The 24824-nt window shown below is 71.6% G+C and carries 20 protein-coding genes; 8 read left to right on the forward strand and 12 right to left on the reverse strand.

What is annotated here, in order from left to right; translation table 11 throughout:
* Positions 1-30 precede the first annotated feature (30 nt).
* Positions 31-1575, forward strand: coding sequence for a glutamine-hydrolyzing GMP synthase (gene guaA, locus FFT09_RS10770; protein WP_081193357.1), 1545 nt, complete (start codon positions 31-33; stop codon positions 1573-1575).
* A gap of 28 nt (positions 1576-1603) precedes the next feature.
* Positions 1604-2386 carry an E3 ubiquitin ligase family protein gene (locus FFT09_RS10775; RefSeq protein WP_024876266.1) on the forward strand — a complete coding sequence of 261 codons (783 nt, stop codon included), beginning with the start codon at positions 1604-1606 and terminating at the stop codon, positions 2384-2386.
* Positions 2387-2401: 15 nt separating this feature from the next.
* Here the strand turns inward: FFT09_RS10775 and FFT09_RS10780 are convergent, their stop codons facing one another.
* Both FFT09_RS10780 and FFT09_RS10785 read right to left on the reverse strand, forming a co-directional pair.
* On the reverse strand, positions 2402-2626 hold the full coding sequence (locus FFT09_RS10780; RefSeq protein ID WP_138382535.1) for a hypothetical protein: 225 nt from the start codon (positions 2624-2626) through the stop codon (positions 2402-2404).
* Positions 2619-3869, reverse strand: coding sequence for a PspC domain-containing protein (locus tag FFT09_RS10785; protein WP_138382536.1), 1251 nt, complete (start codon positions 3867-3869; stop codon positions 2619-2621). The genes FFT09_RS10780 and FFT09_RS10785 overlap by 8 nt, the downstream gene beginning before the upstream one ends.
* 104 nt (positions 3870-3973) lie before the next feature.
* Here FFT09_RS10785 and FFT09_RS10790 point away from each other — a divergent pair, with 104 nt between their 5' ends.
* Together FFT09_RS10790 and FFT09_RS10795 are read left to right on the forward strand one after the other, a co-directional pair.
* Entirely contained in the window at positions 3974-5395 is a 1422-nt protein-coding gene (locus FFT09_RS10790) for an ATP-binding protein (RefSeq protein ID WP_081193361.1), read from the forward strand.
* Positions 5392-6066 carry a response regulator gene (locus FFT09_RS10795; protein WP_024876262.1) on the forward strand — a complete coding sequence of 225 codons (675 nt, stop codon included), beginning with the start codon at positions 5392-5394 and terminating at the stop codon, positions 6064-6066. The genes FFT09_RS10790 and FFT09_RS10795 overlap by 4 nt, the downstream gene beginning before the upstream one ends.
* Here the strand turns inward: FFT09_RS10795 and FFT09_RS10800 are convergent.
* The 9 genes from FFT09_RS10800 to FFT09_RS10840 form a co-directional block, all read right to left on the reverse strand.
* Entirely contained in the window at positions 6024-8333 is a 2310-nt protein-coding gene (locus FFT09_RS10800) for a hypothetical protein (RefSeq protein ID WP_138382537.1), read from the reverse strand. The two genes, FFT09_RS10795 and FFT09_RS10800, sit on opposite strands and share 43 nt — an antisense overlap.
* Positions 8330-8737, reverse strand: a complete 408-nt coding sequence (locus FFT09_RS10805) for a GtrA family protein (RefSeq protein ID WP_081193365.1) — start codon at positions 8735-8737, stop codon at positions 8330-8332. The genes FFT09_RS10800 and FFT09_RS10805 overlap by 4 nt, the downstream gene beginning before the upstream one ends.
* Entirely contained in the window at positions 8722-9666 is a 945-nt protein-coding gene (locus tag FFT09_RS10810) for a glycosyltransferase family 2 protein (protein WP_081193367.1), read from the reverse strand. Before FFT09_RS10810 ends, FFT09_RS10805 begins: the two co-directional genes overlap by 16 nt.
* A 348-nt stretch (positions 9667-10014) precedes the next feature.
* Positions 10015-10995 carry a serine/threonine-protein kinase gene (locus FFT09_RS10815; protein ID WP_138382538.1) on the reverse strand — a complete coding sequence of 327 codons (981 nt, stop codon included), beginning with the start codon at positions 10993-10995 and terminating at the stop codon, positions 10015-10017.
* 62 nt (positions 10996-11057) lie between these two features.
* Positions 11058-12737, reverse strand: a complete 1680-nt coding sequence (locus tag FFT09_RS10820; protein WP_138382539.1) for a serine/threonine-protein kinase — start codon at positions 12735-12737, stop codon at positions 11058-11060.
* A gap of 167 nt (positions 12738-12904) precedes the next feature.
* The gene (locus FFT09_RS10825; RefSeq protein ID WP_138382540.1) at positions 12905-13807 is read right to left on the reverse strand and encodes a hypothetical protein; all 903 of its coding nucleotides are present in this window, start codon (positions 13805-13807) and stop codon (positions 12905-12907) included.
* Between the two features lie 260 nt (positions 13808-14067).
* On the reverse strand, positions 14068-15246 hold the full coding sequence (locus FFT09_RS10830) for a hypothetical protein (RefSeq protein ID WP_138382541.1): 1179 nt from the start codon (positions 15244-15246) through the stop codon (positions 14068-14070).
* Between the two features lie 317 nt (positions 15247-15563).
* On the reverse strand, positions 15564-15875 hold the full coding sequence (locus FFT09_RS10835) for a hypothetical protein (RefSeq protein WP_024876254.1): 312 nt from the start codon (positions 15873-15875) through the stop codon (positions 15564-15566).
* A gap of 77 nt (positions 15876-15952) precedes the next feature.
* Positions 15953-16270, reverse strand: a complete 318-nt coding sequence (locus FFT09_RS10840; protein WP_081193379.1) for a chorismate mutase — start codon at positions 16268-16270, stop codon at positions 15953-15955.
* A 228-nt stretch (positions 16271-16498) separates the two neighbouring features.
* On the opposite strand from FFT09_RS10840, the gene pcrA reads away from it, so the two are divergent.
* Positions 16499-18991 (forward strand): DNA helicase PcrA, encoded by a 2493-nt coding sequence (gene pcrA / locus FFT09_RS10845; RefSeq protein WP_138382542.1) that lies wholly within the window; start codon positions 16499-16501, stop codon positions 18989-18991.
* Between the two features lie 214 nt (positions 18992-19205).
* On the opposite strand, the gene FFT09_RS10850 is transcribed toward pcrA, so the two are convergent.
* Positions 19206-19919, reverse strand: a complete 714-nt coding sequence (locus tag FFT09_RS10850; protein WP_024876250.1) for a M23 family metallopeptidase — start codon at positions 19917-19919, stop codon at positions 19206-19208.
* A gap of 587 nt (positions 19920-20506) precedes the next feature.
* On the opposite strand from FFT09_RS10850, the gene FFT09_RS10855 reads away from it, so the two are divergent.
* From FFT09_RS10855 to sucD, 3 genes are all read left to right on the forward strand, one after another.
* Positions 20507-22381, forward strand: a complete 1875-nt coding sequence (locus tag FFT09_RS10855; RefSeq protein ID WP_138382543.1) for a hypothetical protein — start codon at positions 20507-20509, stop codon at positions 22379-22381.
* A gap of 272 nt (positions 22382-22653) precedes the next feature.
* Positions 22654-23823: an ADP-forming succinate--CoA ligase subunit beta gene (gene sucC, locus FFT09_RS10860; protein ID WP_138382544.1), complete on the forward strand. Its 1170-nt coding sequence runs from the start codon at positions 22654-22656 to the stop codon at positions 23821-23823.
* Between the two features lie 5 nt (positions 23824-23828).
* Positions 23829-24716: a succinate--CoA ligase subunit alpha gene (gene sucD, locus FFT09_RS10865; protein ID WP_081193385.1), complete on the forward strand. Its 888-nt coding sequence runs from the start codon at positions 23829-23831 to the stop codon at positions 24714-24716.
* The last annotated feature ends 108 nt before the right edge of the window (positions 24717-24824 follow it).

Below are 24824 nucleotides of genomic sequence, written 5' to 3' on the forward strand. Positions count from 1 at the left end.
CGGAGCAGCGAACCGGTGAGGAGTCCGACAGTGGCAGATGGTCCCGTGCTCGTGGTGGACTACGGCGCGCAGTACGCGCAGCTCATCGCTCGCCGGGTCCGCGAGGCGCAGGTGTACTCGGAGGTCGTGCCGCACACGACGCCCGTCGACGAACTCGTCCGGCGCGACCCCGCCGCGATCATCCTGTCGGGTGGCCCGGCGAGCGTGTACGCCGAGGGCGCGCCCGGGGTCGACCCGGCGTTGTTCGACACGGGCGTCCCGGTGTTCGGCATCTGTTACGGGTTCCAGGCCATGGCGCGCGCACTGGGCGGCACGGTGGAACACACCGGCACCCGCGAGTTCGGCCGCACGGAACTCGGCGTCAGCGGCGGCGCGCTGCACGAGGAACTCCCCGCGCGGCATCCCGTGTGGATGAGCCACGGCGACTGTGTCACGAAGGCGCCGGAGGGCTTCGCCGTGACGGCGGGCAGCGAGGGCGCGCCGGTGGCGGGTTTCGAGGACACCGGGCGCGGCCTTGCCGGGGTGCAGTACCACCCCGAGGTCGCGCACTCGCCGCACGGCCAGGAGGTGTTGCGCCGGTTCCTGCACGACGTCGCCGGTATCCGGCCGAGCTGGACCACGGCGTCGATCGTGGACGAGCAGGTGGAGCGCATTCGCGCCCAGGTCGGAGACGGTCACGCCATCTGCGGGTTGTCGGGCGGGGTGGACTCGGCGGTCGCGGCGGCGCTGGTGCAGCGCGCCATCGGAGACCGTCTCACGTGCGTGTTCGTGGACCACGGTCTGCTGCGGGCGGGGGAGCGCACGCAGGTGGAACGCGACTTCGTGGCGGCGACGGGGGTGAACCTGGTCACCGTGGACGCGGCCGACCGGTTCCTCACCGCGCTGGCCGGGGTCACCGATCCCGAGCAGAAGCGCAAGATCATCGGGCGGGAGTTCATCCGCGTCTTCGAACAGGCGGCGCGTGAGGTGAAGGCGCAGGGCGACGTCGAGTTCCTCGTGCAGGGAACCCTGTATCCCGACGTGGTCGAGTCGGGCGGCGGCACGGGCGCTTCCAACATCAAGAGCCACCACAACGTCGGCGGGCTACCCGACGACCTCCAGTTCGGGCTCGTGGAGCCGCTGCGCCTGCTGTTCAAGGACGAGGTGCGCCGGGTGGGGCTGGAACTGGGGCTGCCCGAGACCATCGTGCACCGGCAGCCGTTCCCCGGCCCGGGCTTGGCGATCCGCATCATCGGCGCGGTCAGCGCCGACCGGCTCACGACGCTGCGGGCGGCCGACGCGATCGCCCGCGAGGAGCTGACCACCGCCGGGCTGGACTCGGACATCTGGCAGTGCCCCGTGGTGCTGCTCGCCGACGTCCGCAGTGTCGGGGTGCAGGGTGACGGGCGCACCTACGGTCACCCCGTGGTGTTGCGGCCCGTGTCCAGCGAGGACGCGATGACGGCCGACTGGGCTCGGATACCCTACGACGTGCTCGAGCGCATCTCCACCCGGATCACCAACGAGGTGGCCGAGGTGAACCGGGTCGTGCTGGACGTGACCAGCAAGCCACCGGGCACGATCGAGTGGGAGTGAACGACAACAACTCCGGGGGTGAATAGCGGTGTGGATCGTCGGCGTGATCCTGCTGGTCGTCGCGGTGGGTGCCTTCTTCTACATGAAGCACACGCGCAGTGAGCTGCACGCCATGATCGGCACCGAGACGCTGTCGATCCCGGAGCTGGAGCGGTACCGGACGGCGTCGGACGAGCTGGGTTCGTCGGGGTCGTTTCGCAAGGCCTCGGAGGTGGTGGGTGCCGCGCACCCCCGGCCCGAAGGGTTGCTGACCGCGGAGCTGTCGAAGACCGAGTGTGTGTGGTTCAAGTACCGCATCGACCGGCACTACGAGGTCGTCGAGTACCGCGACGGCAAGCGGCACCGCCGCAAGCGCACCGAGCGGGTCGCCGAGCACACCTCGCAGCAGGGCTACGCGGTGATCGACGACGAGGGTCGCACGATCGGAGTGGACCCGGGTGGCACCGAACCGGACGGGCCGGAGCAGACGGTGAGCCGTTTCGAGCCGCACCAGGGCCGCGACAGCGGGATGGAGTTGTTCGGGTTCCGGCTGCCGCCGCTGCTGGGCCGGGGCGACACCACCATCGGCTACGACTACAAGGAGTGGGTGATCCGGCCGGGACGCCGCCTCTACGTCCTGGGCGAGGTCCACGACCGCATCGGCCCGCTCGTGATCGGTAAGCCCTCGGGCGAGGGGCACTTCATCATCTCGACCCGCTCCGAGGAGGAACTGCGCGACAGCCGGGTGAAGCGCCACAAGCTGCTGGCCGTGTCGGTCATCGCCAGTGCGGTGCTCGGTGTCGGGTTCCTCGTGGCGGGAATGGTCGGCTGAGCCGGTCGCGCGCCGTCAGCGCCTGTCGCGCCGGGGCCGCAGTGACGCGACCAGCATCAGCAGCCCCACTCCGACCGCCGTCCCGGCCATCGCCCACCGCAGGTCGATGTGGCCCAGCCAGCCGTCGGCGTCCGACAGCAGGTAGGCCGCCACGCACAGGGTGGCGAGTCCGGCCAGCAGACCGAACGGGTCGAGCGGGCGCGCGGCCCCGCAGCGCCGGGTTTCGTTGCCGTCAGTCACGCAGCACCTCCACGTTGCCCGCTCCCGCCCGCGCGGTCAGCGTGATGTCCAGTCCGCCGGTCCCCGCGGTGCCGGTGTCGACACCGCGGATCGCGGGGGTGTTCAGCCCCGCCCCTTCCCTGCCGAGGCAGTCCACGTTCCCCAGCGACGCCTCACAGGTGTAGGTGACGTCGGCGTCCCTTGGCACGAGCACGGTGATGCTGCCCGCGCCGTTGTGCAGGCTCGTCTCGACCGGTGCCGTCCCCGACAGTTCGGTGAGGTCGAGCCGGATGTCGCCCGCCGTGCGGTCGTACCGCGGCAGCACCTGCTCCGCCGACGACGGGGTGGCGTGGAGGTTGCCGAACCCGCCCCGGAAGTCCTCGGCCGGGAAGGTGCCCACCGCCAGCCCCAGCAGTGACAGCGGCACGGCGAGCCACAGCAGGCCCCGTCCTCCCCCGAGGAACGAGCCAGCCACCATCCCCGCGCCGAGCACCGCGAGCACGAGCCCCACCACGTGCGTCGGTGTGAACCACGGTTCGCCCCCCACCGCGAGCGCGGCCCCCACTCCGCCCACGGCCAGCGCCACGCCCAGCGTCGCGAAGCCGATCTTCGACTTGCGGCGTGGTGGTGGCGACGGCTCCGTCGGCGGTGGCGGGGCGGGTTCGGCAGCGCCGGCCAGCCGCCAGCCCTGCGGGTCCGCGCCCAGCGCGTCCCACTCGGCCGGCGCCTGTATCACGGGTGCTCCCCACACACCCTGCTCGGCGCTGCCGATCGCACTGCTGTACCCCGCTGTGTATCCCGTGGGTTCCGGTCTCCGGGCGTGCCCCCTGCCTCGGTGCAGCAGATACACCCCCGCGACGACGAGCGCGAGGCCGATGAAGGCCCCGCCGTCGATCCAGCTCCCCGCGAACGCCCACCCCGACAGTGGGACCAGAACCACACACAGCAGCAGCGCGAACCCCTTCGACATCGAGCTACGCCCCCGGCCCACCAGGCTTTCGGCCCCCGACGTCTCGTCGCCTTCCTCGGCGAAGAGCAGCCAGCCCAGCAGGTAGAGAGGTAGTCCGATGCCGCCGAACACGGTCAGAACGACGAACGCGACCCTGACCACGGCAGGGTCGACGCCGTAGCGGTTGCTGACCCCGGCCGCCACACCCGCGAGTTTGCGGCCGTGGCGAGGCCGCCTGGGCCGCGAGACCCAGAAGTCCTTCACCGTGTCCTCGAAGCCGTCGATGTGCTTCGAGGCGTTCGACGTCGTGTTCATGCCGACAGCCTGCTCCACGCTGGCCACCCCGCGCATCGGGGCAGAACCCTGAAACTGACCGGCCGCCGGGCTCTGGATCCGGGATCGGCTCAGGGGTTTCCCGGATGAACCCGGGTGCCGGGACGTGTGACGATGAACTGGTGGAGGAGCAGGTGAAGGACGAGCACGCGGGTGCGGAGTCAGGTTCGCCCGCGCCGTCGCGGTCCGGCTCCGCCCAGGCGGGCTCCGTCGAGCCCACGGGGGGCCGGCTGCCCGGCACCGAGCCAGCCTACGACGACGAGGTCCCGGTGATGCGCCGCAGGCGCACGGGCAGGGCGCTCGCGGGCGTGGCCGGCGGTCTCGCCGATCACCTCGGCGTGAACGTCCTGTGGGTTCGGGCGACGTTCGCCTTGCTCGCCGCGTTCGGAGGCATGGGCCTGTTCGCGTACGGCCTGCTGTGGGTGTTCGTGCCGCAGCAGTCGGAGGACAGCCGGGCCGTGCCGTTCGCGGCGAAGGAACGGCAGCAGGCGTACGGCCTGGTGGCGCTCGGTGTCGGTCTGACGTTCGCGGGCGGGGCGCTGACCGGCCTCTTCGGGGGCTGGGTGGGGCTTCCGGTCGCCGCGGCACTCGTCGGTGTGGCCGTGGTGTGGCGGGAGGCCGACGACTCGCAGCGCAGGCGCTGGCGCGCCGGGGCCCGCTCGGGTGTCGCGGAGATCCTCGACGGCGGGGGCGCGCGGGCCGTGGTGCGCGTGCTGGCCGGTGCGGCTCTCGTGATCGCGGGCATCGGGGTGGTCGTGCTCAGGGGCGGCAGCCTCGACCAGGTTCAGTTCGCCCTGCTCGCGGTGCTGGCGACACTGGTCGGCGTCGCGGTGCTGACGGTGCCGTTCTGGTTGCGGATGGTGCGCGATCTGGGCGAGGAACGCCGTGCCCGCATCCGCACCGAGGAACGCGCCGAGATCGCCGCTCACCTGCACGACTCCGTGTTGCAGACGCTGGCGTTGATCCAGAAGCAGTCCGAGTTGCCTCGCGAGGTCGCCAGGTTGGCGCGCGGGCAGGAACGGCAGTTGCGCCAGTGGCTGTACGGGCCGTCGGGTTACGGATCACCTCGCTCCGACGGCGGCGGGCGGCACACGACCCTGTCGGAGGCATTGGCCGAGGCCTGCGGCGAGGTGGAGGACCAGTTCGCGATCTCGGTGCAGCACGTGGTGGTCGGTGGTGAGGTGGAGGTCGACGAGCGGCTGGCCGCGTTGCTCCAGGCGGCCCGGGAGGCCATGGTGAACGCCGCCAAACACGCCGGTATCGACGAGGTCAGCGTGTACGCGGAGGTGGAGCCGACCTCGGTCGCGGTGTTCGTGCGCGACCGGGGACGCGGCTTCGATCCCGACGCCGTCCCCGGGGACCGGCATGGCCTCGCCGACTCCATCCGGGGCAGGATGGAACGGAACGGCGGGCGGTGCCGTGTGCGTACCGCGCCGGGTGAGGGCACCGAGGTGCAGGTGGAGATGCCGCGCAAGGCCGCGGACCGCAACGCTCAGGGGGCGACGTGACGACAGGTGAGCAGCAGCAGAGCCCGGTGACGGTGTTCCTCGTCGACGACCACGCGCTGTTCCGTGCGGGAGCGCGCACGGAGCTGGAGTCGGTCAGTGACGAGATCAGGGTGGTCGGCGAGGCCGGCTCGGTGGCCGAGGCCGTCGCGGGTATCCAGCGGGCCCGCCCGCAGGTGGTGCTGCTCGACGTCCACATGCCCGACGGTGGCGGGGCGGAGGTGCTGCGCAGGCTGCGCCCCGAGCTGCCGGAGGTCGTGTTCCTGGCGCTGTCGGTGTCCGACGCGGCCGAGGACGTCATCGCCGTGATCCGGGCGGGGGCCCGCGGCTACGTCACGAAGACGATCTCGTCGAGGGACCTGGTGCGCGCGGTGGTCCGCGTGTCGGAGGGCGACGCGGTGTTCTCGCCGAGGCTGGCCGGCTTCGTGCTCGACGCGTTCGCCGACCGTCCCGGTTCCGAGCCGATCAGCGACCCGGACCTCGACCTGCTGACGCCGAGGGAACGTGACGTGCTGCGGCTGCTCGCGCGGGGCTACGCCTACAAGGAGATCGCCTCGGAGTTGTTCATCTCGGTGAAGACGGTGGAGACCCACGTGTCGAGCGTGCTGCGCAAGACGCAGCTGTCGAACCGCTACGAACTCTCCCGCTGGGCCTCCGACCGGCGGCTGGTCTGACCCCAGCGGGGCGCCAGCACGGCCAGTACCAGCGCACCCAGCACGCCGAGGCCCGCCGACGCGACACCCAGCGCCTGCCCCGGCGGGCTCCACCGCAGCTCCAGCTCCCCGTCCCGCACGCCGGGTGGCAGGGTGACCGTCACCAGACCGGCGGGGCTCGCCTCCACCGGGACCTCGGTGCCGTTCACCGTCGCGTGGTAGCCCGGCCAGGCGAGGCGGGCGAACACCAACCGCTGTGGCCCGGCGCCGCTGTCCGCGACGGTGTAGCGCACCCATTCGGGGTTCGTGCCGTCGGCGGCGTCACCCGCGACGATCGCGCCGCTGACCGTCACGCCCGGCGAGGCCCAGCTCAGCGTGCCCTCGGGCCACGGCAGCGGCGCCTCCCGCCGCAGGACCGTCACCACATCGTCCCGTTCGGTGATCCGCCAGCCCGGACCGGCGGTGGCGTCCGGTACCAGCGCGTTCTGCACGACGACGGTCTCGACTCGCAGCAGGTCGGCCAGCGGCGCGCCGCCGTACCCGGTGGGCCGCCACAACGCGTCCCACGCCTCGGGGCAGCTCGTGGAACCCGAGTTGGTCAGGCAGAAGGTGTCCACGAAGTCACGGAAACCGAGCCCGGTGTAGGACACGAGTGACTCGACGCCCGCGGCGGCGTAGACGTTGCCGAACAGGAAGTACCGCCACGCGCCGTCCGGGTGCAGGCCCAGCGTCCGCTCGGCGGTCGCCATGTCGGCGACCTGCATGACCTCGCCCGGATAGCGGTCGGCGAAAGTGGTGCGCAGCTCGGACACCGAATGCGGGTAATTCAGCTGGGACACGTCGGTGTTGGCGGGAAACGCCGCGAGCTGGTATCCGAGTACGGCGGCCGTGCCCGCGCCGAGCAGCGCGGGTACCGCACCCGGCCGTCGCGGCCGTCGCCGTGCGACGGCGACGACGAGCGCCGCCAGCAACCCGACCAGCAGCACACCGCCGAGATGCCAGGGCCACGACTCCGGCGTCGCCGCCCACGCCAGGTAGCCCCCAAGCGCCACGAGCCCGGCCGTGACCGCGCCTCGCGCACGGCGCCGGTCGGTGCGCAGGCCCGAGGACAGCACCACCGCCAGCACCACGGCCGCGCCGAGGAAGCAGTACTCCAGGTGCCGGATCGGCCAGCGGAACAACCACAGCTTCGACGGCCCCAGCGCGGCAACGGCGAACACCGCCGTCACCACCAGCGGCGCGAGCAGCAGCCGCCAGCGCTGCCGCACCACCCGCCAGTCCAGCCACGGCACCAGCGGCAGGGCGAACCAGACGAAGAAGGCGGCGGGCACCGCGAGTCCGGTACCACCGAAAACCCCGATGTGGGGCAGATGCGTGGGGGTGCTGGCCGCGAGCAGGTCGGTCAGGCCGGGCACCAGGAAGCCGTCGTTGACGACGTCGGTGTCACTGCGCCACGTGACCTCGGCGCTGCCGAGCAGGGGCAGGAAGACCAGCGGTACCAGCAGCGCCGCGCAGACCCCCACGCCCAGCACCACCGCCGTTCCCCGAGCCCTGCGCCGCACGGCGAACTCCACCAGCAGCGCCGCGAGCACCACCGCCACGCCGAGTACGCCGTACGGGTTGCCCGCCGTCACCGCGAGCCCGGCCGCCACGAACGCCCACAACGGGTTGAGCCCGCCTCGCGCCGCCCGCCGTGCCGTCCACCACACGTGCGGGACGAACGCGAACGCGATCAGCCCGGCCGCCCAGGTGGAGGCGTCGAAGTACAGCAGATAACCGGAGAAGGGCAGCGCCACCGCCAGGCACGCGGCCGAGGGCCGGGCGGCGCCGTACTCCCGGCACACGAGGTACAGACCGAGTGCCAACAACACCAGGAACTCGGTCTTCACCAGCACCGAGGCCACTCCGAGATCCGGCAGGGCCGCCACCAGCAGGTAGTTGGCGACGTTCACCGGGTTGTACACCCCGAACAACGCCTCCCCGGCGAGGTTGCCGCCCATCCAGGAGTCGAGGTCCAGCAGGGGCGGCCAGTGGCCGGCCGCGATGCGCTCACCGAGCCGGTGCCACATCGGCAGGAACTGCGCCGCGCTGTCGTCCCAGAAGTAGAAGACGCGGTTGCGGATCAACGGCAGCTGCGCGAGCAGCGCCACCACCACGCACACCCCGGCCGCCGTCGCGAACCCTCGCGACCTGCGCGGTGGCGGCGTGCGTGGCGGGGAGACACCAGGGGCGTCCGGGGCGGTGCCGGTGGTGGTGCCGGTGCCCGTGCCGGGGTCGGTGGTGGTCATGACCGCACCTCCGGTTCCCGGCCGTCGACCGTGGGCCGGGTGCGTCGCTGGGTGAGAATGGACTGCGCGACGAGGAAGGTCACCGGAATCGCGACCGCCGCCGCCAGCAGCGGAGCGATCCGTTCGTTGACCGCGAACACCTCCACGAGCAGGTACAGCCCCGCCGAGGTCACGGCGAAGTTCGTGACGTTGGACAGCGGGAACAGCAGGAACGTGCGCAGGCTCGGCCGGGTGCGGAACGTGAACCGGCAGTTGAGGAAGTAGGAGCCCACCATCGCCAGCACGAACGCGACGACGTGCGCGGCGAGGTAACCCATCGTGGGCCGCAACAGCAGGTACAACCCCACGTAGGTCGCTGTGTTGACGGCACCGACCGCCGCGAACCGCACTAGTCGTCCGCGCACGGTGCCTCCGGCGCGTGACTGGACTCCTTCAGCAGGAAGTGCGGTCGACGTTTCGTCTCGTGATAGATGCGCCCCAGGTACTCGCCCAGAATCCCGACCAGCAGCAGCTGCATGCCGCCGAAGCCGATGATGCCGCACATGAGCGTGACGTATCCGGGCGCCGTGGTGCCGTGCACGAGAGCGCTCACCACGAGCCACAACGCATACCCGAACGCCGCGGCCGTACACAAGGCCCCCAGGTACACCGCCAGCCGCAACGGCTGGTGGTTGAAGGCCACGATGCCGTCGATGCCGTAATTCACCAGCGACCGCAGCGACCACTTGGTGGTGCCGTCGGTCCGCGCGACGTTCTCGTAGTCCACCACCGCCGTGTCGAACCCGATCCAGGAGAACAGGCCCTTGGAGAAGCGGTTGCGCTCCCGCAGCGACAGCAACGAGTCCACGGCGCGCCTGCTCAACAGCCTGAAGTCGCCGACCCCGTCGGTGAGTTCGACGTCCACCAGGCGGTTCATCATCCGGTAGTACAGCCGCGAGGCCGCCGAGCGGGTCCGGGAGTCGCCGGTGCGGGTGCGCCGGGCGACGACCTGGTCGTATCCCTTGTCGAGCAGGGCGACCATGTCGCCCAGCAACTCGGGCGGGTGCTGGAGGTCGGCGTCGAGCAGGGCCACCATGTCGCCCGCCGCGTGGGCCAGACCAGCCAGCATCGCCGCTTCCTTGCCGAAGTTGCGGCTCAGCGAGAGGTACCGGAACCGGGAGTCGGCACGTGCGAGGGCCCGGAGTTGGTCCAGCGTGCCGTCCACGCTGCCGTCGTCGACGAGGATGACCTCGAACTCGTCGGTGAGCGGCGTGAGGACGTGCAGCAGTGCCGCACGTAACCGGGGCACGCAGTCTTGCTCGTTGTAGCACGGGACCACGACGGAGAGGCGCATGTGTCCGCAGCTTTCGGTTCGGCCGACGCGCGGCGGGATCGGCTGAGCACGCGAACCGGGGCCCGAAGACCCCGGTGTCAACAGAGGTGCTTGCCGGACGGCCGCCGCCGGAAACCCCGACCAACCGATCGGGTGCCGTTCACCACCCTGCTGGTGGTGCGGGGTGGCTGACCGCGTTTAGCCCGCTAAATGCGGTCACCGGTCGGGGCGGCGGGGTGGCGGGTCGCGCGGAGCCCGTTGACTGGGTCGACGTGGCTGGATGGGTGGCTGACCGCGTTTAGCCCGCTAACTGCGGTTGCCGGTCGCGGGCGGCGGGGTTGGTGACCGCGTTTCGCCCGCTGAACGCGGTCAGAGCGCGAGGACGAGCACCACCACGATCAGCACGACGGCGACCGCGGCGAGGGCCCACAACAGCAGGGTCCTCGCCGACGGGGCCGGGGTGGACGCGGGCGCGGGCGCGGCACCGGCTCCGGTGCCGGGGCTCATCCCGGTTGCCCCGGCGGGGGCGACCCTCGGCGGGCGCGGCAGCACCGGCACGGTCGGCATGGCCGGCGCGGTCGGGGGCACGAACCCGGTCTGCCTGCCCCGGCTGACCGCTCGCAACGCCGTCACCGTGTCGCCGAGTGTGGGACGCAGGTCCGGTTCGGCGCGGAGCAGTTTCTCCAGCGCGCCGGTGAGCTGGCCGCCGTGCGAGGGCACCACCGGATCGTCGTCCCCCTCGTCGCCGAACGGCGGCGAGCCCTCGACCGCCCGGAACAGCGTCGCGCCGAGCGAGTACGCGTCCGACTGCACGGTCGGTGTGACGCCGCGCTTCACCTCCGGCGCGACGTAGGCGGGGTCCGGGGTGCCGCCCCGGAGACCGATGTCGGTCAGCTTCACGCCGCCGTCGTCGGCGAGCAGCACGTTGCCGGGTTCCACCGAGCCGTGCACCACCCCGGCCCCGTGCGCCGACGCGAGTGCCGCACCGAGCGCGGCCCCGAGGTAGCCCGCCTGTTCCGGCGTGAGAGTGCCGTGTTCGGCGAGGAAGTCGGCCATGGTCCGCGACGGCACGTACTCCATGACGAGCCACACGTCCTCGTCCTCGACCAGCGCGTCGTACACGCTGACCGCGCTCGGGTGGACCACCCGCATCGCGCGGTGCGCCTCGGCGAGTGCGGCCGTTCTCGCCTCGTCCGGCTGGCGGCCGGGGTCGAGGCAGGCCCGCTTGGCCGCGACCGTGCGGTGCAGCATCGTGTCGAAGGCCAGCCACACGATGCCCGCGCGGCTGTGTCCGATGGGTTGGTCGAGCCTGTACCGCTCACCGACGAGAGCGCCTTCCGCGTCCTTCACACGACCCCTTGTATCGCGATTCCAGTCAAGCGCACATCAACGGACTCCCGCTCAGGCAGTGCTCAGCCCGACGTCTCGCCGGTGCCACCCGGTGGTTCGTCCGGGGGGTCCTCGGTCGTCGACGGAGGCTCTTCCGTCTCGCTGGTGGTCTCAGCCGATGTGGTGGTCTGTTCCGTTGTGGTGGTGGACTGGGTGCTGGTCTGCTCCGACGATTCGTCGGGCGGCGGCTGGTTGCCGACGTCTCCGCCCGGGTTGGGATCCACAGGCTCGACCTCGGTGGTCTCCACCACTTCCTCGGTGGTGGACGTGGTGGAGCGCTCCGAGCTGTCGGACGTGCTGGGCGGCTCGATGCTGCGCGACGAGTCCGGTTCGGCGGGCTGCTGGCTGTCCCCGCCGTCGGTGAAGGCGCCGGCGATCCACATCACGAACACCGTCATCCCCGCCAGCACGACCACGCCGATGGCGGCGGGGATCTTCCAGTTGCCCCGCTGCTCATCCGCCGGCTCGGCGGGCGGAGGGCCCTCGTAGCGTCCGCGCTCGTCGTCCCGGTCGCCGTAGTCGCCGTAGTCGCCGTAGTCGTCGTCGTAACGGTCGTCGTAACGGTCGTCGTAGTCCGCGGCTGCCGCCGCGGGCACGGCACGGGTGGGGGAGGGTGCCACCGCGGTCGCGTCGTGGTCGTCGATACGGGGCTGCTGCGCCGTGGGCGGCTCGTCGTCGTAGTAGTAGCCGTCGTGGTCGTCGTACGGGTCGCCGTAGCCGCCGTAACCGTCGTCGTAACCGTCGTCGTACGAGTCACCGTCGAGCCTGCCGGAGTGGCCCGCCGCGGCGGCGCCGAGGACCCCGCCCACGGCGCCCGCGCCCGCCGCGCCCAGGACCGCCGTGCCCGAACCCCCTTCGCTGGGCCCGCCGAGCGGCGTCTCGCCCCGTGCGACGGAGTCGAGCAGGTCCTCACACTGCTGCGCGGTGGGACGGTGCGGCAGTTCGGGGTGCAGCATCACGGCGAGCACGCTGGTCAGCGGGCCCGACTGCCGGGGCGGGTTGATCTGGCCTGCCGCGACGGCGTGCAGCAGGCCGAGCGTGTTCTCGCTCAACCCGAACGGTGGCTGGCCCTCCGATGCCGCGTAGAGCGTGGAGCCCAGGGAGAAGACGTCGGACTCGGGGCCCGGGTCGCCGCCCACCGCCACCTCGGGCGCGAGATAGGCGGGGGTGCCCGCGATCATCCCGGTCTTGGTGACCGTGACGTCGTCCTTGGCCCTTGAGATGCCGAAGTCGGTGATCTTCACGACCCCGTTGTCGGCGAGCAGGATGTTGCCGGGCTTGATGTCGCGATGGACGATGCCGACCGCGTGCGCCTCCTTGAGCGCCGACGCGATCTGCGCGCCGATCCGCGCGACTTCCACGGGTGGCAGCGTGACGTTGCGCTGCAACTCCTGCGCCAGGCTGATCGAGGGCAGGTACTCCATGATCAGGCAGGGCTGCCCGTTGTCGTCGGTCACGACGTCGAACACCGTGATCGCGTTCGGGTGATGCAGCCGGGCGGCGATGCGGCCCTCCCGCATCGTGCGCTGGCGCGCGTCCTCGGCCTCGTGGTGCTCCAGGCCGGGTTGGAGCAGCAATTGCTTGATCGCGACCGTGCGGTGCAGCACCTCGTCGTGTGCCTGCCACACGGCGCCCATGGCACCGGTCCCGATCCGCCTGATGACACGGTAGCGGCCGGCGACCAGGCGACCCTCGTCGCTCACGCGACCTCCTTCGGGCTCGCACATACCGGAGTTCGTGTGCCGGCTAACCGAGACCGACCCGTGAGAGATTAGGCTGATTACTCAGTGCACACACGGGTGGCACGCTCGGGGAATCTGGTCCCACCCCGATCGAGGGCCACGGTAACGGGCTTGACAGGGCGATGAGCTTACAGGGTTCGGATGGACAGCAGCGTCGCATGGTTGATGACCGGCTGCGGTCCGTCACTGAAAGTCAGCAGCTGGGTGATGCGCAGTGGTGTCCCCGACACGGTCCGCAGGGTGACAACCACCCGCACCGATCCGTCGCCCTCCTCGTGGACGTGCTCCACCGTCACCGTCGACATCGAGCGCCAGGACGCGAGCAGCCGTTCCCGCTCGTCAGCGACCAGGTCCGGGGCGACGAGGCTCAGCGCGGTCTCGGGTGACGACAGCATCCGCTGATAGAAGTCCCGCACCACGGACGCCCGGTCGGCGCGTTCGGACCCGGACCCCGACGACGGCGTCCGGTCGGCCACCTCGCCGTCGCCGTGGGTATCGCCGCCGGAGGTGTCGTCGGCGGTGCCGGAATCCGATGTGATCGTCGGCGTGTCGAGTGTGTCCTCCCGGCCGGTGACCGCGGGAACGGCCATCGCGGGCTCCGCGGCGAGCTCGGATTGCTCGCCGGTGGGCGAGCCGGCCGATCCGGACGACGGCGGGGCGCTGTCGCCTGCGTCCGCGTGAGCTCCTGCGGGCACGGTGAATCCGCCGAGGGCGGCGGCGCCGGTGATGCCGCGCTCGCGTTGCTGGGTGCCGCCGCCGGAGTCGTCGCTGTCGGCGGCGATGGACGACGCCACGATCACGGAGATGACGAGCGCCGCCATCACCACCAGCAGAGCGATCAGTTTCGCTCGCCGGGCGAGGGCGCTCTCGGACTCACCCGGCGGCCGGCTGTCCGCCGGCTCATGCGGGTCGGTCGCGGGGTCGTCGGGGCGGACACCGTCCACCAGCTCGTCCATCGGGAGTCTGGTGCCGGTCGGGTCGTCGTCGACGACGACGGTGGGTTCCTGGCCCGGGTGGCGCCGGTCGTGCACTGCTTGCCCTCGCCTGGTGTGTCGCGGTCATGGCTGACTGGTTGTGGTGCGCGGGTCCTGCGACCCAGACAACCTGCTCGTTGAGGCGTTTACCAGGACCTGTCGGTGGACAGCACGAGGTACACGACGAACGGCGCGCGATGTCACTCGACCAGAGTAATTTTCAACCTCTTACCGAGTCGCACGTGCAGATGAATGTGCGGACTGTTCGTGCGAACACGGCGGGTCTGTCCCCGATCGGGCGAGCCCGGCCGAGGCCGTCACACGCTGTCGGCTTCGATCCGGTCGTCCTCGCCGAAGTCGAGCGTGCGGGTCTGCCGCTCGGTGGTGCCGTCCACGTAGGTCACCTCGACGGTGTTCACCGTGTAGCCCTCGTTGGCGTCGACGTAGACCTCGCGCACCTCGAAGTAAGCCACCTCGGAGTAGCGGTCGGCCAGTCCGTCGGCGCCTTCCGCGGCGAGGTCGCCGGTGGTCATGGCGTGGGCGGTCACCGGATCCTCGGTCACCGTGTTCAGGTAGTCCTGGGAGCGCTGCGCCAGCACGTCCGTGTCGTGGGGCGCCCACAACACCACCGGCGCCGCGTCCGTCCTCGCGGGCGAGACCGGCGGTTTCGCCGGCGCGGTGGTGGCCGGTGCGTTTTCCGGCGGAGCGGGATTCGATCCGGGCTCCGAGTCAGGGGGCGCCGCCGCCCCGTCCGCGTTCCCGGAGTTCCCGTCGCGCTGGGGGGCGGCGAACGCTTCCGCGGAGCGAGAGGGCTGGTCCTGTGGCCGCGAGGCCGTGGCGGTGTCGTCGATGGCGGGCCGGGTCGCCGCGCCGTCGCTGGGGGCGCCGGGGATCGGCAGCCGGGGGCCCTCGGTCTCGGGCCAGCCCTGCAGCGCTCGCGTCCCGTCCGTGCCGTCGGCGGGCTCGCCCACCAGGGCCGTGCCCACGAACAACATCGAAAGCACGGCGGCTCCCGAGGCCATGCTGGCGAACCACGCGGCCCTGCGCCAGGTGCGGGGTGGTGTCACCGAGGCGGGCACCGAACCCAGGTCGAAGCTGTCGAGCCCGGCCGAGGGGGCCAGATAGATGCGGGTGTCGTCGCCGTGCGGGAGCCGGAAATCGCCCGGCGCCGCCGTCAGGGTGACCTTGGTGCGCTGCGGGGCGGGGTGTTCGGGCGCGGTCGGGCCTTCCTCGTCCGGCACCGGAAGATAGCCGCTCGCGGTGGCGAAATCGGGTGCTCCACCCCGCGCGCGCACGCGGGGCAGTGGTTCGGTGCGGTCGGAACTGCTCGGAAGCGCCGTTCCGGGGACGGTGCGGTGCCTGCGCACCGCGGGACCGAGCCGCGCGAGCGGGACCGTGGCCGGTCCCGGGTCGGGAACGCGGTGTTCCGAGCCGACGGCGTCGATCGTGTCGGTGGCGCCGCCGTCACGCCCCGCACGGTCGGGTGTGCTGGTCATACCGGGTGGCCGCCTCCTCCCGCTGCCGGGGTGGCACCGAGCGGTACCACCGGGTGGCTGTCACCACGAGCGGCCACGCGAGTACGCCTCCCAGCGCTGCCCGCACGTGCCGTTGCACGTGCGCAGGCTCCGGAATTTCGCTTCGCGGCACCCCTCGCGTTCACCCACAGCAGAGTAGGAGCTTTTCGCGCCGCAGGTGGGCCGGGAGCGCGGACGGCCGCCCGATTCACTCGGTCGGGCGCACCCGCCGCGGGCCCGACGGCCCACCCGGCCCCCTGGGGGCGCCGGGCCCGACGAAGCCGCTCCCCGCGTGTCCGTCAGCCGCCGCTGCGGTAGCGCGCCTGTGTCGCCTGCAACGCCTTGGTCGCCACGGCGGCGGAGCCGGCGGCGAGCACGATGGCCAGGATGTCCATCACGGTGCCACCGGCGGTGAACAGCCACGCCACCAGCGCGCCCGCGGTGGTGGCGCCCGCCACCGGCCACCTGCTGCGCACGTAGGTCGCGATGGGGGCGCCACCGGCGCGCTTGGTGGCCGCACTGTTCAACATGGCCAGGTACCCGACGTGTGCCAGCGTGGCGAGCAGGCTCGCGATCGCGATCACGACGGCGATGATGTTCACGATGTCCATGAGACCAGTGTGCCGTCCTCGCGCCACTGTCCGGTTCCGGGGAAACCCCTGAAATCGGGCAGAGCGGCGAAATGGCGTCAGCGGCCCAGCCTGCCCCTGCCGAGATTGAGCAACGCCATCGCGAGCTGCCTGCCCTCCGGGCCCAGGTCACGGTAGCGGGCGAGAACGTCCATCTCCCGGTTGTAGACGATGCGCGGGCCGCCCGCGGCCATCCGGGCCGCGCCGATGGTCTTCGACACCTCGGCCCGGCGCTTGACGAGCCGCAGGATCTCGGCGTCGAGCCAGTCGATCTCCTTGCGGAGGTCGTCGATGTCCTCGGCGTTCCCGGTATCCGCGGTCTCGTCCGCCTCGCTCGCGTGGTCGGACGGGCTCGCACTGTGGGTCTGGGCGTTCATTCTGGCCTCTCCTCGGTCGGGGAAGTCCGATCGGGCCCGAAGCGACGAGAAGCCCCGGGTCCAGTGGACTCCGGGGCTGTCGTGACGGTGGGTGGCACTACGCGGTCACGGGAGCCGGAGTCCGGTTCCCGTAGAAAAATCGCGAGAAGAATCGAGCCGTGTGCCGCACGGCATCGAGTATGCCACACGATCGGCCTGTCGGAGGCCACCGGTAGCGTGGGAACCACGATGAACACGCTGTTCGACCTCCCCGGACCCGACTCCGGGCACACCGCCGCCCCCGTCCCGTCCGCTGCGTCCGAGCGCCGCGGCGCCACACTCGGCGAGCTGCTCGACGACCTGAATCCCGCGCAGCGCGCGGCCGTGGAACATCAGGGAAACCCGCTGCTCATCGTGGCGGGAGCCGGTTCGGGCAAGACCCGCGTGCTGACGCGGCGGATCGCCTACCTGCTCGCGGCACGGGACGTCCATCCCGGTCAGATCCTGGCGATCACGTTCACCAACAAGGCCGCGGCCGAGATGCGCGACCGGGTCGGCGAGCTGGTCGGGCGCCGCTCGGGGGCCATGTGGGTGTCGACGTTCCACTCCATGTGCGTGCGCCTGCTGCGGCGTGAGGCGAAGACGCTGGAGATGGGCTCCCACTTCTCCATCTACGACGCCGACGACAGCAGGCGGCTGATGACGCTCGTGGGGCGTGATCTCGAACTCGACCCGAAGCGCTACTCGGGCCGGGTGCTGACCACCCACGTGTCGAACCTGAAGAACGAGCTGGTCGATCCCGAGACCGCCGCGAGTGCGGCCGCGAGCGACTTCGAACGCAGGGCCGCCGAGGCGTACGGCGAGTACCAGCGCAGGCTCACCCAGGCCAACGCCATGGACTTCGACGACCTCATCATGCGGACGGTCGAGCTGTTCCGGGCGTTTCCCGACGTGGCCGAGCACTACCGGCGCCGGTTCCGGCACGTTCTCGTCGACGAGTACCAGGACACCAACCACGCGCAGTACACGCTGGTCAGGGAACTGGTCGGGACGGCGCCGACCGACTCGGGTGTCGCGCCGTCGGAGTTGTGTGTCGTCGGCGACGCCGATCAGTCGATCTACGCCTTCCGCGGTGCGACGATCCGCAACATCGAGGAGTTCGAGCGCGACTTCCCGGACGCCAGGACCATCCTGCTGGAACAGAACTACCGGTCGACCCAGACCATCCTGTCCGCTGCCAACGCCGTCATCGCCCGCAACACGGGCCGCAGGGACAAGCGCCTGTGGACCGACGCGGGTCACGGCGAGCGGATCGTCGGCTACGTGGGTGACAACGAGCACGACGAGGCCGCGTTCGTGGCCGGGGAGATCGACGCGCTGGCCGACAGCGGCGCGGCGGCGTACTCGGACGTCGCGGTGTTCTACCGCACCAACAACCAGTCGCGCGTGTTCGAGGAGATCTTCATCCGGCTCGGCCTCCCGTACCGGGTCGTCGGCGGTGTGCGGTTCTACGAGCGCAAGGAGGTCAGGGACGCGCTGGCCTACCTGAGGCTGCTGGCCAACCCCGACGACACGGTCAGCCTCCGGCGCATCCTCAACGTGCCCAAGCGGGGCATCGGTGACCGCGCCGAGGCCGTGGTGGCGACGCATGCCGAGCGCGAGCGGATGTCGTTCGCCTCGGCCCTGCGCGATGCCGTGGCCGGCCGGGTCGCGTTGTTGAACCCGCGCTCGCAGAAGGCCGTCGCCGCGTTCGTGGAACTCGTCGACGGGCTGCGGGAACTCGTCGACGAGGGCGCGGACGTCGCGGACGTGCTGGAGGCGGTGCTCGAGCGCACCGGCTACCGGGCCGAGCTGGAGGAGTCGAAGGACCCGCAGGACGCGTCGCGGCTGGAGAACCTCGACGAGCTGGTGACGGTGGCACGGGAGTTCACGGAGTTCGCCGAGAGCACCGCGAGCGTCGCCGAGGAGACCGGCGACGAGAACGCCGACGTCGAAGTGCCGGAGCCGGGCTCGCTGGCCGCGTTCCTCGAACGGGTGTCGCTCGTGGCGGACGCGGACTCGATCCCGGCGCCCGACGGCGCGGACGGTGCCGACGACGCCGAGCAGGACGACTCGGGTGTCGTGACGCTGATGACCGTGCACACGGCCAAGGGGCTGGAGTACCCGGTGGTCTTCTGCACGGGCTGGGAGGACGGGGTGTTCCCGCACCTGCGTGCGCTGGGCGAGCCGAAGGAGCTGGCCGAGGAACGCAGGCTGGCCTACGTGGCCATCACGCGCGCCCGGCAGCGGCTGTACGTGTCGCGGGCGTTGATGCGCACGGCGTGGGGCCAGCCGATGAGCAACCCGGCGTCACGCTTTCTCGACGAGATCCCGGCCGACCTCCTCGACTGGCGCAGGCGGGAACCGTCGGGAAGGCAGGACACCGGTTCGCCGAGGGCGGCCACGACGTGGGGGCGCGGGCCGGGCTCGGGTGCCGACTCGGCACAGGCCGGTATCGCGGCGAACGGGCTGCGCACCACCGGCTTCCAGGGCTTTCGCGGCGGGAGCAGGGGCGGCGACTGGAAGAACACCGTCGCGTTGAAGCTCGACGTCGGCGACCGGGTCAGCCACGACAAGTACGGGCTGGGCACGGTCGTCGCCACGGAGGGCGCCGGGCCGAGGGCCACGGCCACCATCGACTTCGGTACGGCGGGAACCGTGCGGCTCATGCTCATCGGCAGCGTGCCGATGGTGAAACTCTGACGGGTGAATCGCCCTTGTTTCTGTCGGACCCTCTCGCTACTCTTCGATCCGAACATATGTTCGAAGGGAGAGGGTCATGGTGGATCGCGCGGCTGCCGGTGCGGTGTGTGGTCGCGGGTCCGCCATGACACGACAGGCCGCCCGAGCGATCCGGGGAGCTCGGGCGGCCTGTGTGAACGCGGACGTCCGGCCTGTGCGGCCGGTGGCGCGAGTGTCAGAGATAGACGCCCTGGGCGGCGAGCCAGCCCTGCGGGTCGATCTTCTGGCCGTTCTGGTGGACCTCGAAGTGCAGGTGCGGCCCGGTGGACTGCCCCCGGTTGCCGATGACGGCGATCTGGTCGCCCGCCTCGACCCGCTGGCCCACGGCGACGGAGTAGCTGTCCATGTGGCCGTAGACGTGGATCGTGCCGTCGTCCATCTGGACCCGCACCCAGAGGCCGAAGCCGCTCGCGGGGCCCGCCTCGATCACGGTGCCGTCGGCGGCGGCCACGATGGGTGTGCCGATGCTGTTGGCGATGTCGATGCCGTAGTGGGTGCCACCCCACCGGGCGCCGTAGCCCGAGCTGAACACGCCCTGGGCGGGTGCGACGAACTTGGGGCGGGCGGCCTCGGCCGCCGCGGCGGCGGCCTCAGCGGCCTCGCGCTCCAGCCGCTCCTCGGTGATCTCGGCGCTGTCGGCCAGGCGCTGGGCCTCGGCGGAGGCGTCCGTGGGCTGGGCGACCTGAAGCAGCACGGGCGCGCCGGCGCGAGCGTTGCCGCCCATGCCGGAGGCACCGCCGGTGTTGAGCGAGGCACCCGCGTCACTGGCGTTGGCCAGCGGCGTCACGTCGGTGTGCCGCTGCGATCCGTCGTTGGTGTTCCCGGTGTTCTGCAGTGTCTGACCTGCGGCGGCGGCGGCGAAAGCGCCTGCCGCGACCGCGGCCACCATCACGCGGCCCCGCAGCGCCGACGAGGGCGCGGGAAGCCGGTGCGATCCCCGGGCACGAGTCTCCGCACTGTCCAGTGCTTCTTCGAGTGCCGGGGAAGGACTGTGACCGCCGGGGGAGCGGTGTCGAGCCAAGACAGCGCCTTCCGTTACTCGGGGGAGCCAGACCTGACCTCCGGGCGGGGGATCCCGGGTGAGCGGTGTCGGGGTACCGATCGTGGTCCGTGATCTGACCGTAATGGGGACTGCGGGACAGTAACGAAACGGTGGCGCTGTGGGCAAGACGCGGCTTCGGAACACGGGCGCTGTGGGGGCCGTCGGGTGGCCCGGCCGGTGCCATGACTCAAGGTGAGAAGGGGTTCAAGGGCGATCTGTGATGTGCGTTACATTCAGGCAACCGGAGGTTTGAGAGCGGCCCGTGCTGGTCGTGATCTCGCCGCTGCGAGCCCGCTCGCAGTGCTCGGGCACGCCCTGTTCCCGGCGGCTAGTCTCGTCGCCGGACACTGCGCGCGGCGCGGGCCGCTCTGGTGGGTGCGCCGCGTGACCGCACGCCGAATCGGGGGTGGATCATCGGATCGCGACGCGCTGCCGTGACGGACACCGCTCCGGCTGAGTCGGCCGGAGCAACGCCACCGTGGGACGAGCCCGGACCCGACCGGCGACTGCTGAGCTTCGCCGTGGCCATGGCGGTGTTCGGTGCCTGCCTGGCCGCGGTGGGGGCGATACTGCCCACGCTGGAGGGCGCCGCGAGCGGCTTCACGAGCGGCCCGGTGCTGCTGGTGACGGCGGCGCTGCCCGCCGTGGTGGCCGCCGTGCTGTTCGTGCGGTCCCGCACCGGCGGTGCCGCAGGAGTGCTGGTGGGCGCGGCGGTACTCGCGCCGGCCGCGTTGCTGTTCGACCTGGGCCTGCTCCAGGCACCCGGGATGGCCACCCGCCCCGAGCTGTACCTGCCGGTGAGCCTGTCGGAGCCCCGAGCGGGGTTCGGCCTGTGGGCCCTGCTGGCCGGGCACGGCGCGGCCGTGGTCGCGGGCGGCTGGGCACTCACCGCACTGCGGCGGGAGCCCGTGGGTGAGTCCGCCGGCCTGGCCGACGGTGACGGCGCCGGGGACGGAGCCGGGGACGACGGTGTTCTCGACCCGTGGCGCAGGCGGGCCGTGCGGGTCGCCGTGCCCTGCTCGGCGCTGGGCGCGTGCGGGCTGCTGATGGCGCCCTTCGGGTCGCGGCACCCCATCCTGCTCGACCCCAACGCCTTCGAACGGCCGCTCTTCGAGCTGCTCGGGCTGGTGTCGGCGGCCCTGCTGCTTCCGCTCGGGGCCGCGTTGCTGGCCGTCCTGCCCCGGGAGGCATCGGTGGTCCGGGGCGGCCTGGCCGGGCTCGCGCTCGCGGCTCTGGGTTTCGCTGTCCCGTCGCTGGCGGCGGCGCTGGCCATGCCGTCACTCGACGTCGCCCCGGGGCCCTGGCTGGTGCTGGTGGCCGTGGTCGGCCTGCTCACGGCAGTCGGGTGGGCGGTGCGGCCGGACTCGGTACGGGAGTCCTCGGCTCCGCGCGGGGAGGTGCGGCTGCCGGGCAGGCGGAGGCTGGAACTCGCCGCCGGGGCACTGGCACTCGGCACGGCCGTGGCGGCGATCGCCGGTGCGCTGCTGCCGCAGGTGGTCGCCACCGGAGCGGCCACCGCGCCCGAGAGTCCGGCGCGGTGGGTGCTGCTCGTCGCGGGAGTGCTCGTCGGTGTGCTGGGATCGGCGCTGTTCGTACCCCGCGTCGCGGCGGCGCTGCGACCGGCTCTGTCGGTGGCGTGGGTGGCGATCCCGCTGGCCGCCACCGCGGTGCTCGACACCGCCCTGGCCAGCGGCTATGCGCCGTCGTCGTTCTCGCCCGCGCCGGACGGTCCCGCCGGTTCCGTGCTCGGCCACTTCACCCCCGGGTCGGTGGAGTCGGGGCCGGGCGTGGTGTGGACGTGGCTGGCCCTGGTGGGAGCGGTCGTCACCGCCTGCTGTGTGGTCGTGGCGGGGGTCGTGGAACGCGAGGACGCCGGCGAACAGCTGCCCGAGCCGGAGACCGGCGGGCGGGTGACCGGTGCGGGGCTGCGGATGCTGACCCCGTTGACGGCGGCCGGGGTGTTGTCGGTGGCCGCCTTCGCGACCCCGACGGTCACGGCGCCGGACTACGTCGAGGCCGGACTCGTCTCCCATGTGGGGCCACCGACATGGGGGCTGGTGGCGGCGGTGCTCACGGTGTGTGGCGCTGTGCTGCTCGCCGCGCGCAGCAGGCCCGCGCGGGCGGCCGCGTTGCTGGCCGGTGCGGCGGGGGTGGTGGCGCTGCGGGCCGCCACACTGCCGCTGACGGCCGGTGAGGTGTCCGGCTCGTCGGCGGGGACCGGATTCTGGTTGGCGCTGGCGGCTCTGGTGGCGCTGGCCGCGTCGGCCGCGATCGCGGCGACGGAGGGTCGGCGCGGCGACGGCGCGTGACCGCGCCCACGCCACAACACGGCGCGGCGACGGTCACACTCTGACGGAGGTCACCCGGCCGGGTGGCCGTGGGTGACCACGGGATGCCGTCGTGCCCCGGCCGCCGCCTCGCGGGCGCGACGTTCGCCACACCGCCCAGCTCAGACGGGGTGCGGTGACCGAGTTCACCGGATGCCGACGGCGTCGCGCGAGAGCCGGTCGATAGGGTCAACGACGTCCGGCAGCACGGTTTTACGAAAACCACATTGGCGTGTCGTCAGGAGACTGAAGTAGTGGACCTCTACGAGTATCAGGCGAAGGAGATCTTCGCCGCCCACGGCGTTCCCGTACTGCCGGGAAGCGTGGTCGGTGAGGCCGAGCAGGCCCGCCGGGCGGCCGAGGACATCGGCGGCCAGGTGGTGGTGAAGGCTCAGGTGAAGACAGGAGGCCGGGGCAAGGCCGGTGGCGTGAAGCTCGCCGCCGACCCGGCCGAGGCGGTGGAGAAGGCCCGGGCGATCCTCGGACTGGACATCAAGGGACATGTGACGCGCCGGGTGCTGGTGACCGAGGCGTCCGAGATCGCCGAGGAGTACTACTTCTCGTTCCTGCTCGACCGGTCGAACCGCACCTTTCTGGCCATGGCCTCGGCCGAGGGCGGTGTCGAGATCGAGCAGCTCGCGGTCGAGCGCCCCGAGGCGCTGGCCAGGGTACCGGTGAACCCGCTGACCGGTGTCGATCTCGACACCGCGCGCGAGATCGTCGCGAAGGCGAACTTCCCCGAGGCGGTGCGCGAGAAGGCCGCCGAGGTGGTCGTGAAGCTGTGGGAGACGTTCCTCGCCGAGGACGCCACCCTGGTCGAGGTGAACCCGCTGGTGCGGGACCCCCAGGACGAGATCGTCGCGCTCGACGGCAAGGTGACTCTCGACGGCAACGCGGACTTCCGCCACCCGCAGCACGCGGACCTCGTCGACGCTGAGGCGGAGGATCCGCTGGAGGCCAAGGCGAAGGCCAAGGACCTCAACTACGTGAAGCTCGACGGCGAGGTCGGCATCATCGGCAACGGCGCGGGCCTCGTGATGTCCACGCTGGACGTCGTCGCCTACGCCGGTGAGCGGCACGGCGGGGTGAAGCCCGCCAACTTCCTCGACATCGGCGGCGGTGCGTCGGCCGAGGTCATGGCGGCCGGGCTCGACGTGATCCTGGGTGACCCGGACGTCAGGAGCGTGTTCGTCAACGTGTTCGGCGGCATCACCGCCTGTGACGCGGTGGCCAACGGCATTGTCGAGGCCCTGCGCATTCTGGGCGACGACGCCGCCAAGCCGCTGGTCGTGCGGCTCGACGGCAACAACGTCGAGGAGGGCCGCCGCATCCTCGCCGAGGCGGCGCACCCGCTGGTGACGCTGGTGGACACGATGGACAGCGCGGCCGACAAAGCCGCCGAGTTGGCTTCGGCAGGTGCGTGAGAGTCATGTCGATTTTTCTGAACAGCGAATCCAAGATCATCGTCCAGGGCCTGACCGGGTCCGAGGGCACCAAGCACGCCACCAAGATGCTGGCGGCGGGCACCAACATCGTCGGCGGGGTGAACGCCCGCAAGGCCGGGCAGACCGTCACGATCGGCGGCAAGGACCTCACCGTCTTCGGCACCGTGGCCGAGGCCATGAAGGAGACCGGTGCCGACGTCAGCGTGATCTTCGTACCGCCGAAGTTCGCGAAGGACGCGGTCATCGAGGCCGTCGACGCCGAGATCCCGCTCGCCGTGGTGATCACCGAGGGCATCCCGGTACACGACTCGGCCGCGTTCTGGGCCCACGCCTGCGCGCAGGGCAACAAGACGCGCATCATCGGCCCGAACTGCCCCGGCATCATCTCGCCCGAGCAGTCCAACGCGGGCATCATCCCGGCCAACATCACCGGGCGCGGCAAGATCGGCTTGGTGTCGAAGTCGGGCACGCTGACCTACCAGATGATGTACGAGCTGCGTGACATCGGCTTCTCCACCGCCATCGGCATCGGCGGTGACCCGATCATCGGAACCACGCACATCGACGCGCTGGAGGCGTTCCAGGCCGACCCCGAGACCGAGGTCATCGTCATGATCGGCGAGATCGGCGGGGACGCGGAGGAGCGGGCCGCCGACTACGTCAAGGCCCACGTCACCAAGCCCGTCGTCGGTTACGTCGCCGGGTTCACCGCACCCGAGGGCAAGACGATGGGGCACGCGGGCGCGATCGTGTCCGGCTCGTCGGGCACCGCGGCGGCCAAGAAGGAAGCCCTTGAGGCCGCGGGCGTGAAGGTCGGCAAGACCCCGACCGAGACCGCCGAGCTGGCGCGGGAGCTGTACAAGGCGCTGTAAGGGACTGTCTCCCTCACGTCGCGGGAACGGGGCCGGGCACAGGTGGTGCCCGGCCCCGTTCCGCGTCGGTGGCACTGTGTGTAAAAAGGGCAGCGAACACGGAAACCA

Source organism: Saccharomonospora piscinae (assembly GCF_005862235.1).
GTDB lineage: Bacteria > Actinomycetota > Actinomycetes > Mycobacteriales > Pseudonocardiaceae > Saccharomonospora > Saccharomonospora piscinae.

What these genes read in the sequence shown, in the direction of transcription:
- FFT09_RS10785 (WP_138382536.1), bottom strand. Translation starts at nt 3,869, where the DNA reads ATGAACACGACGTCGAACGCCTCGAAGCACATCGACGGCTTCGAGGAC.
- FFT09_RS10790 (WP_081193361.1), top strand. Translation starts at nt 3,974, where the DNA reads ATGAACCCGGGTGCCGGGACGTGTGACGATGAACTGGTGGAGGAGCAG.
- FFT09_RS10800 (WP_138382537.1), bottom strand. Translation starts at nt 8,333, where the DNA reads ATGACCACCACCGACCCCGGCACGGGCACCGGCACCACCACCGGCACC.
- FFT09_RS10810 (WP_081193367.1), bottom strand. Translation starts at nt 9,666, where the DNA reads ATGCGCCTCTCCGTCGTGGTCCCGTGCTACAACGAGCAAGACTGCGTG.
- FFT09_RS10830 (WP_138382541.1), bottom strand. Translation starts at nt 15,246, where the DNA reads ATGACCAGCACACCCGACCGTGCGGGGCGTGACGGCGGCGCCACCGAC.
- FFT09_RS10835 (WP_024876254.1), bottom strand. Translation starts at nt 15,875, where the DNA reads ATGGACATCGTGAACATCATCGCCGTCGTGATCGCGATCGCGAGCCTG.
- FFT09_RS10840 (WP_081193379.1), bottom strand. Translation starts at nt 16,270, where the DNA reads ATGAACGCCCAGACCCACAGTGCGAGCCCGTCCGACCACGCGAGCGAG.
- pcrA (WP_138382542.1), top strand. Translation starts at nt 16,499, where the DNA reads ATGAACACGCTGTTCGACCTCCCCGGACCCGACTCCGGGCACACCGCC.
- FFT09_RS10850 (WP_024876250.1), bottom strand. Translation starts at nt 19,919, where the DNA reads ATGGTGGCCGCGGTCGCGGCAGGCGCTTTCGCCGCCGCCGCCGCAGGT.
- sucD (WP_081193385.1), top strand. Translation starts at nt 23,829, where the DNA reads ATGTCGATTTTTCTGAACAGCGAATCCAAGATCATCGTCCAGGGCCTG.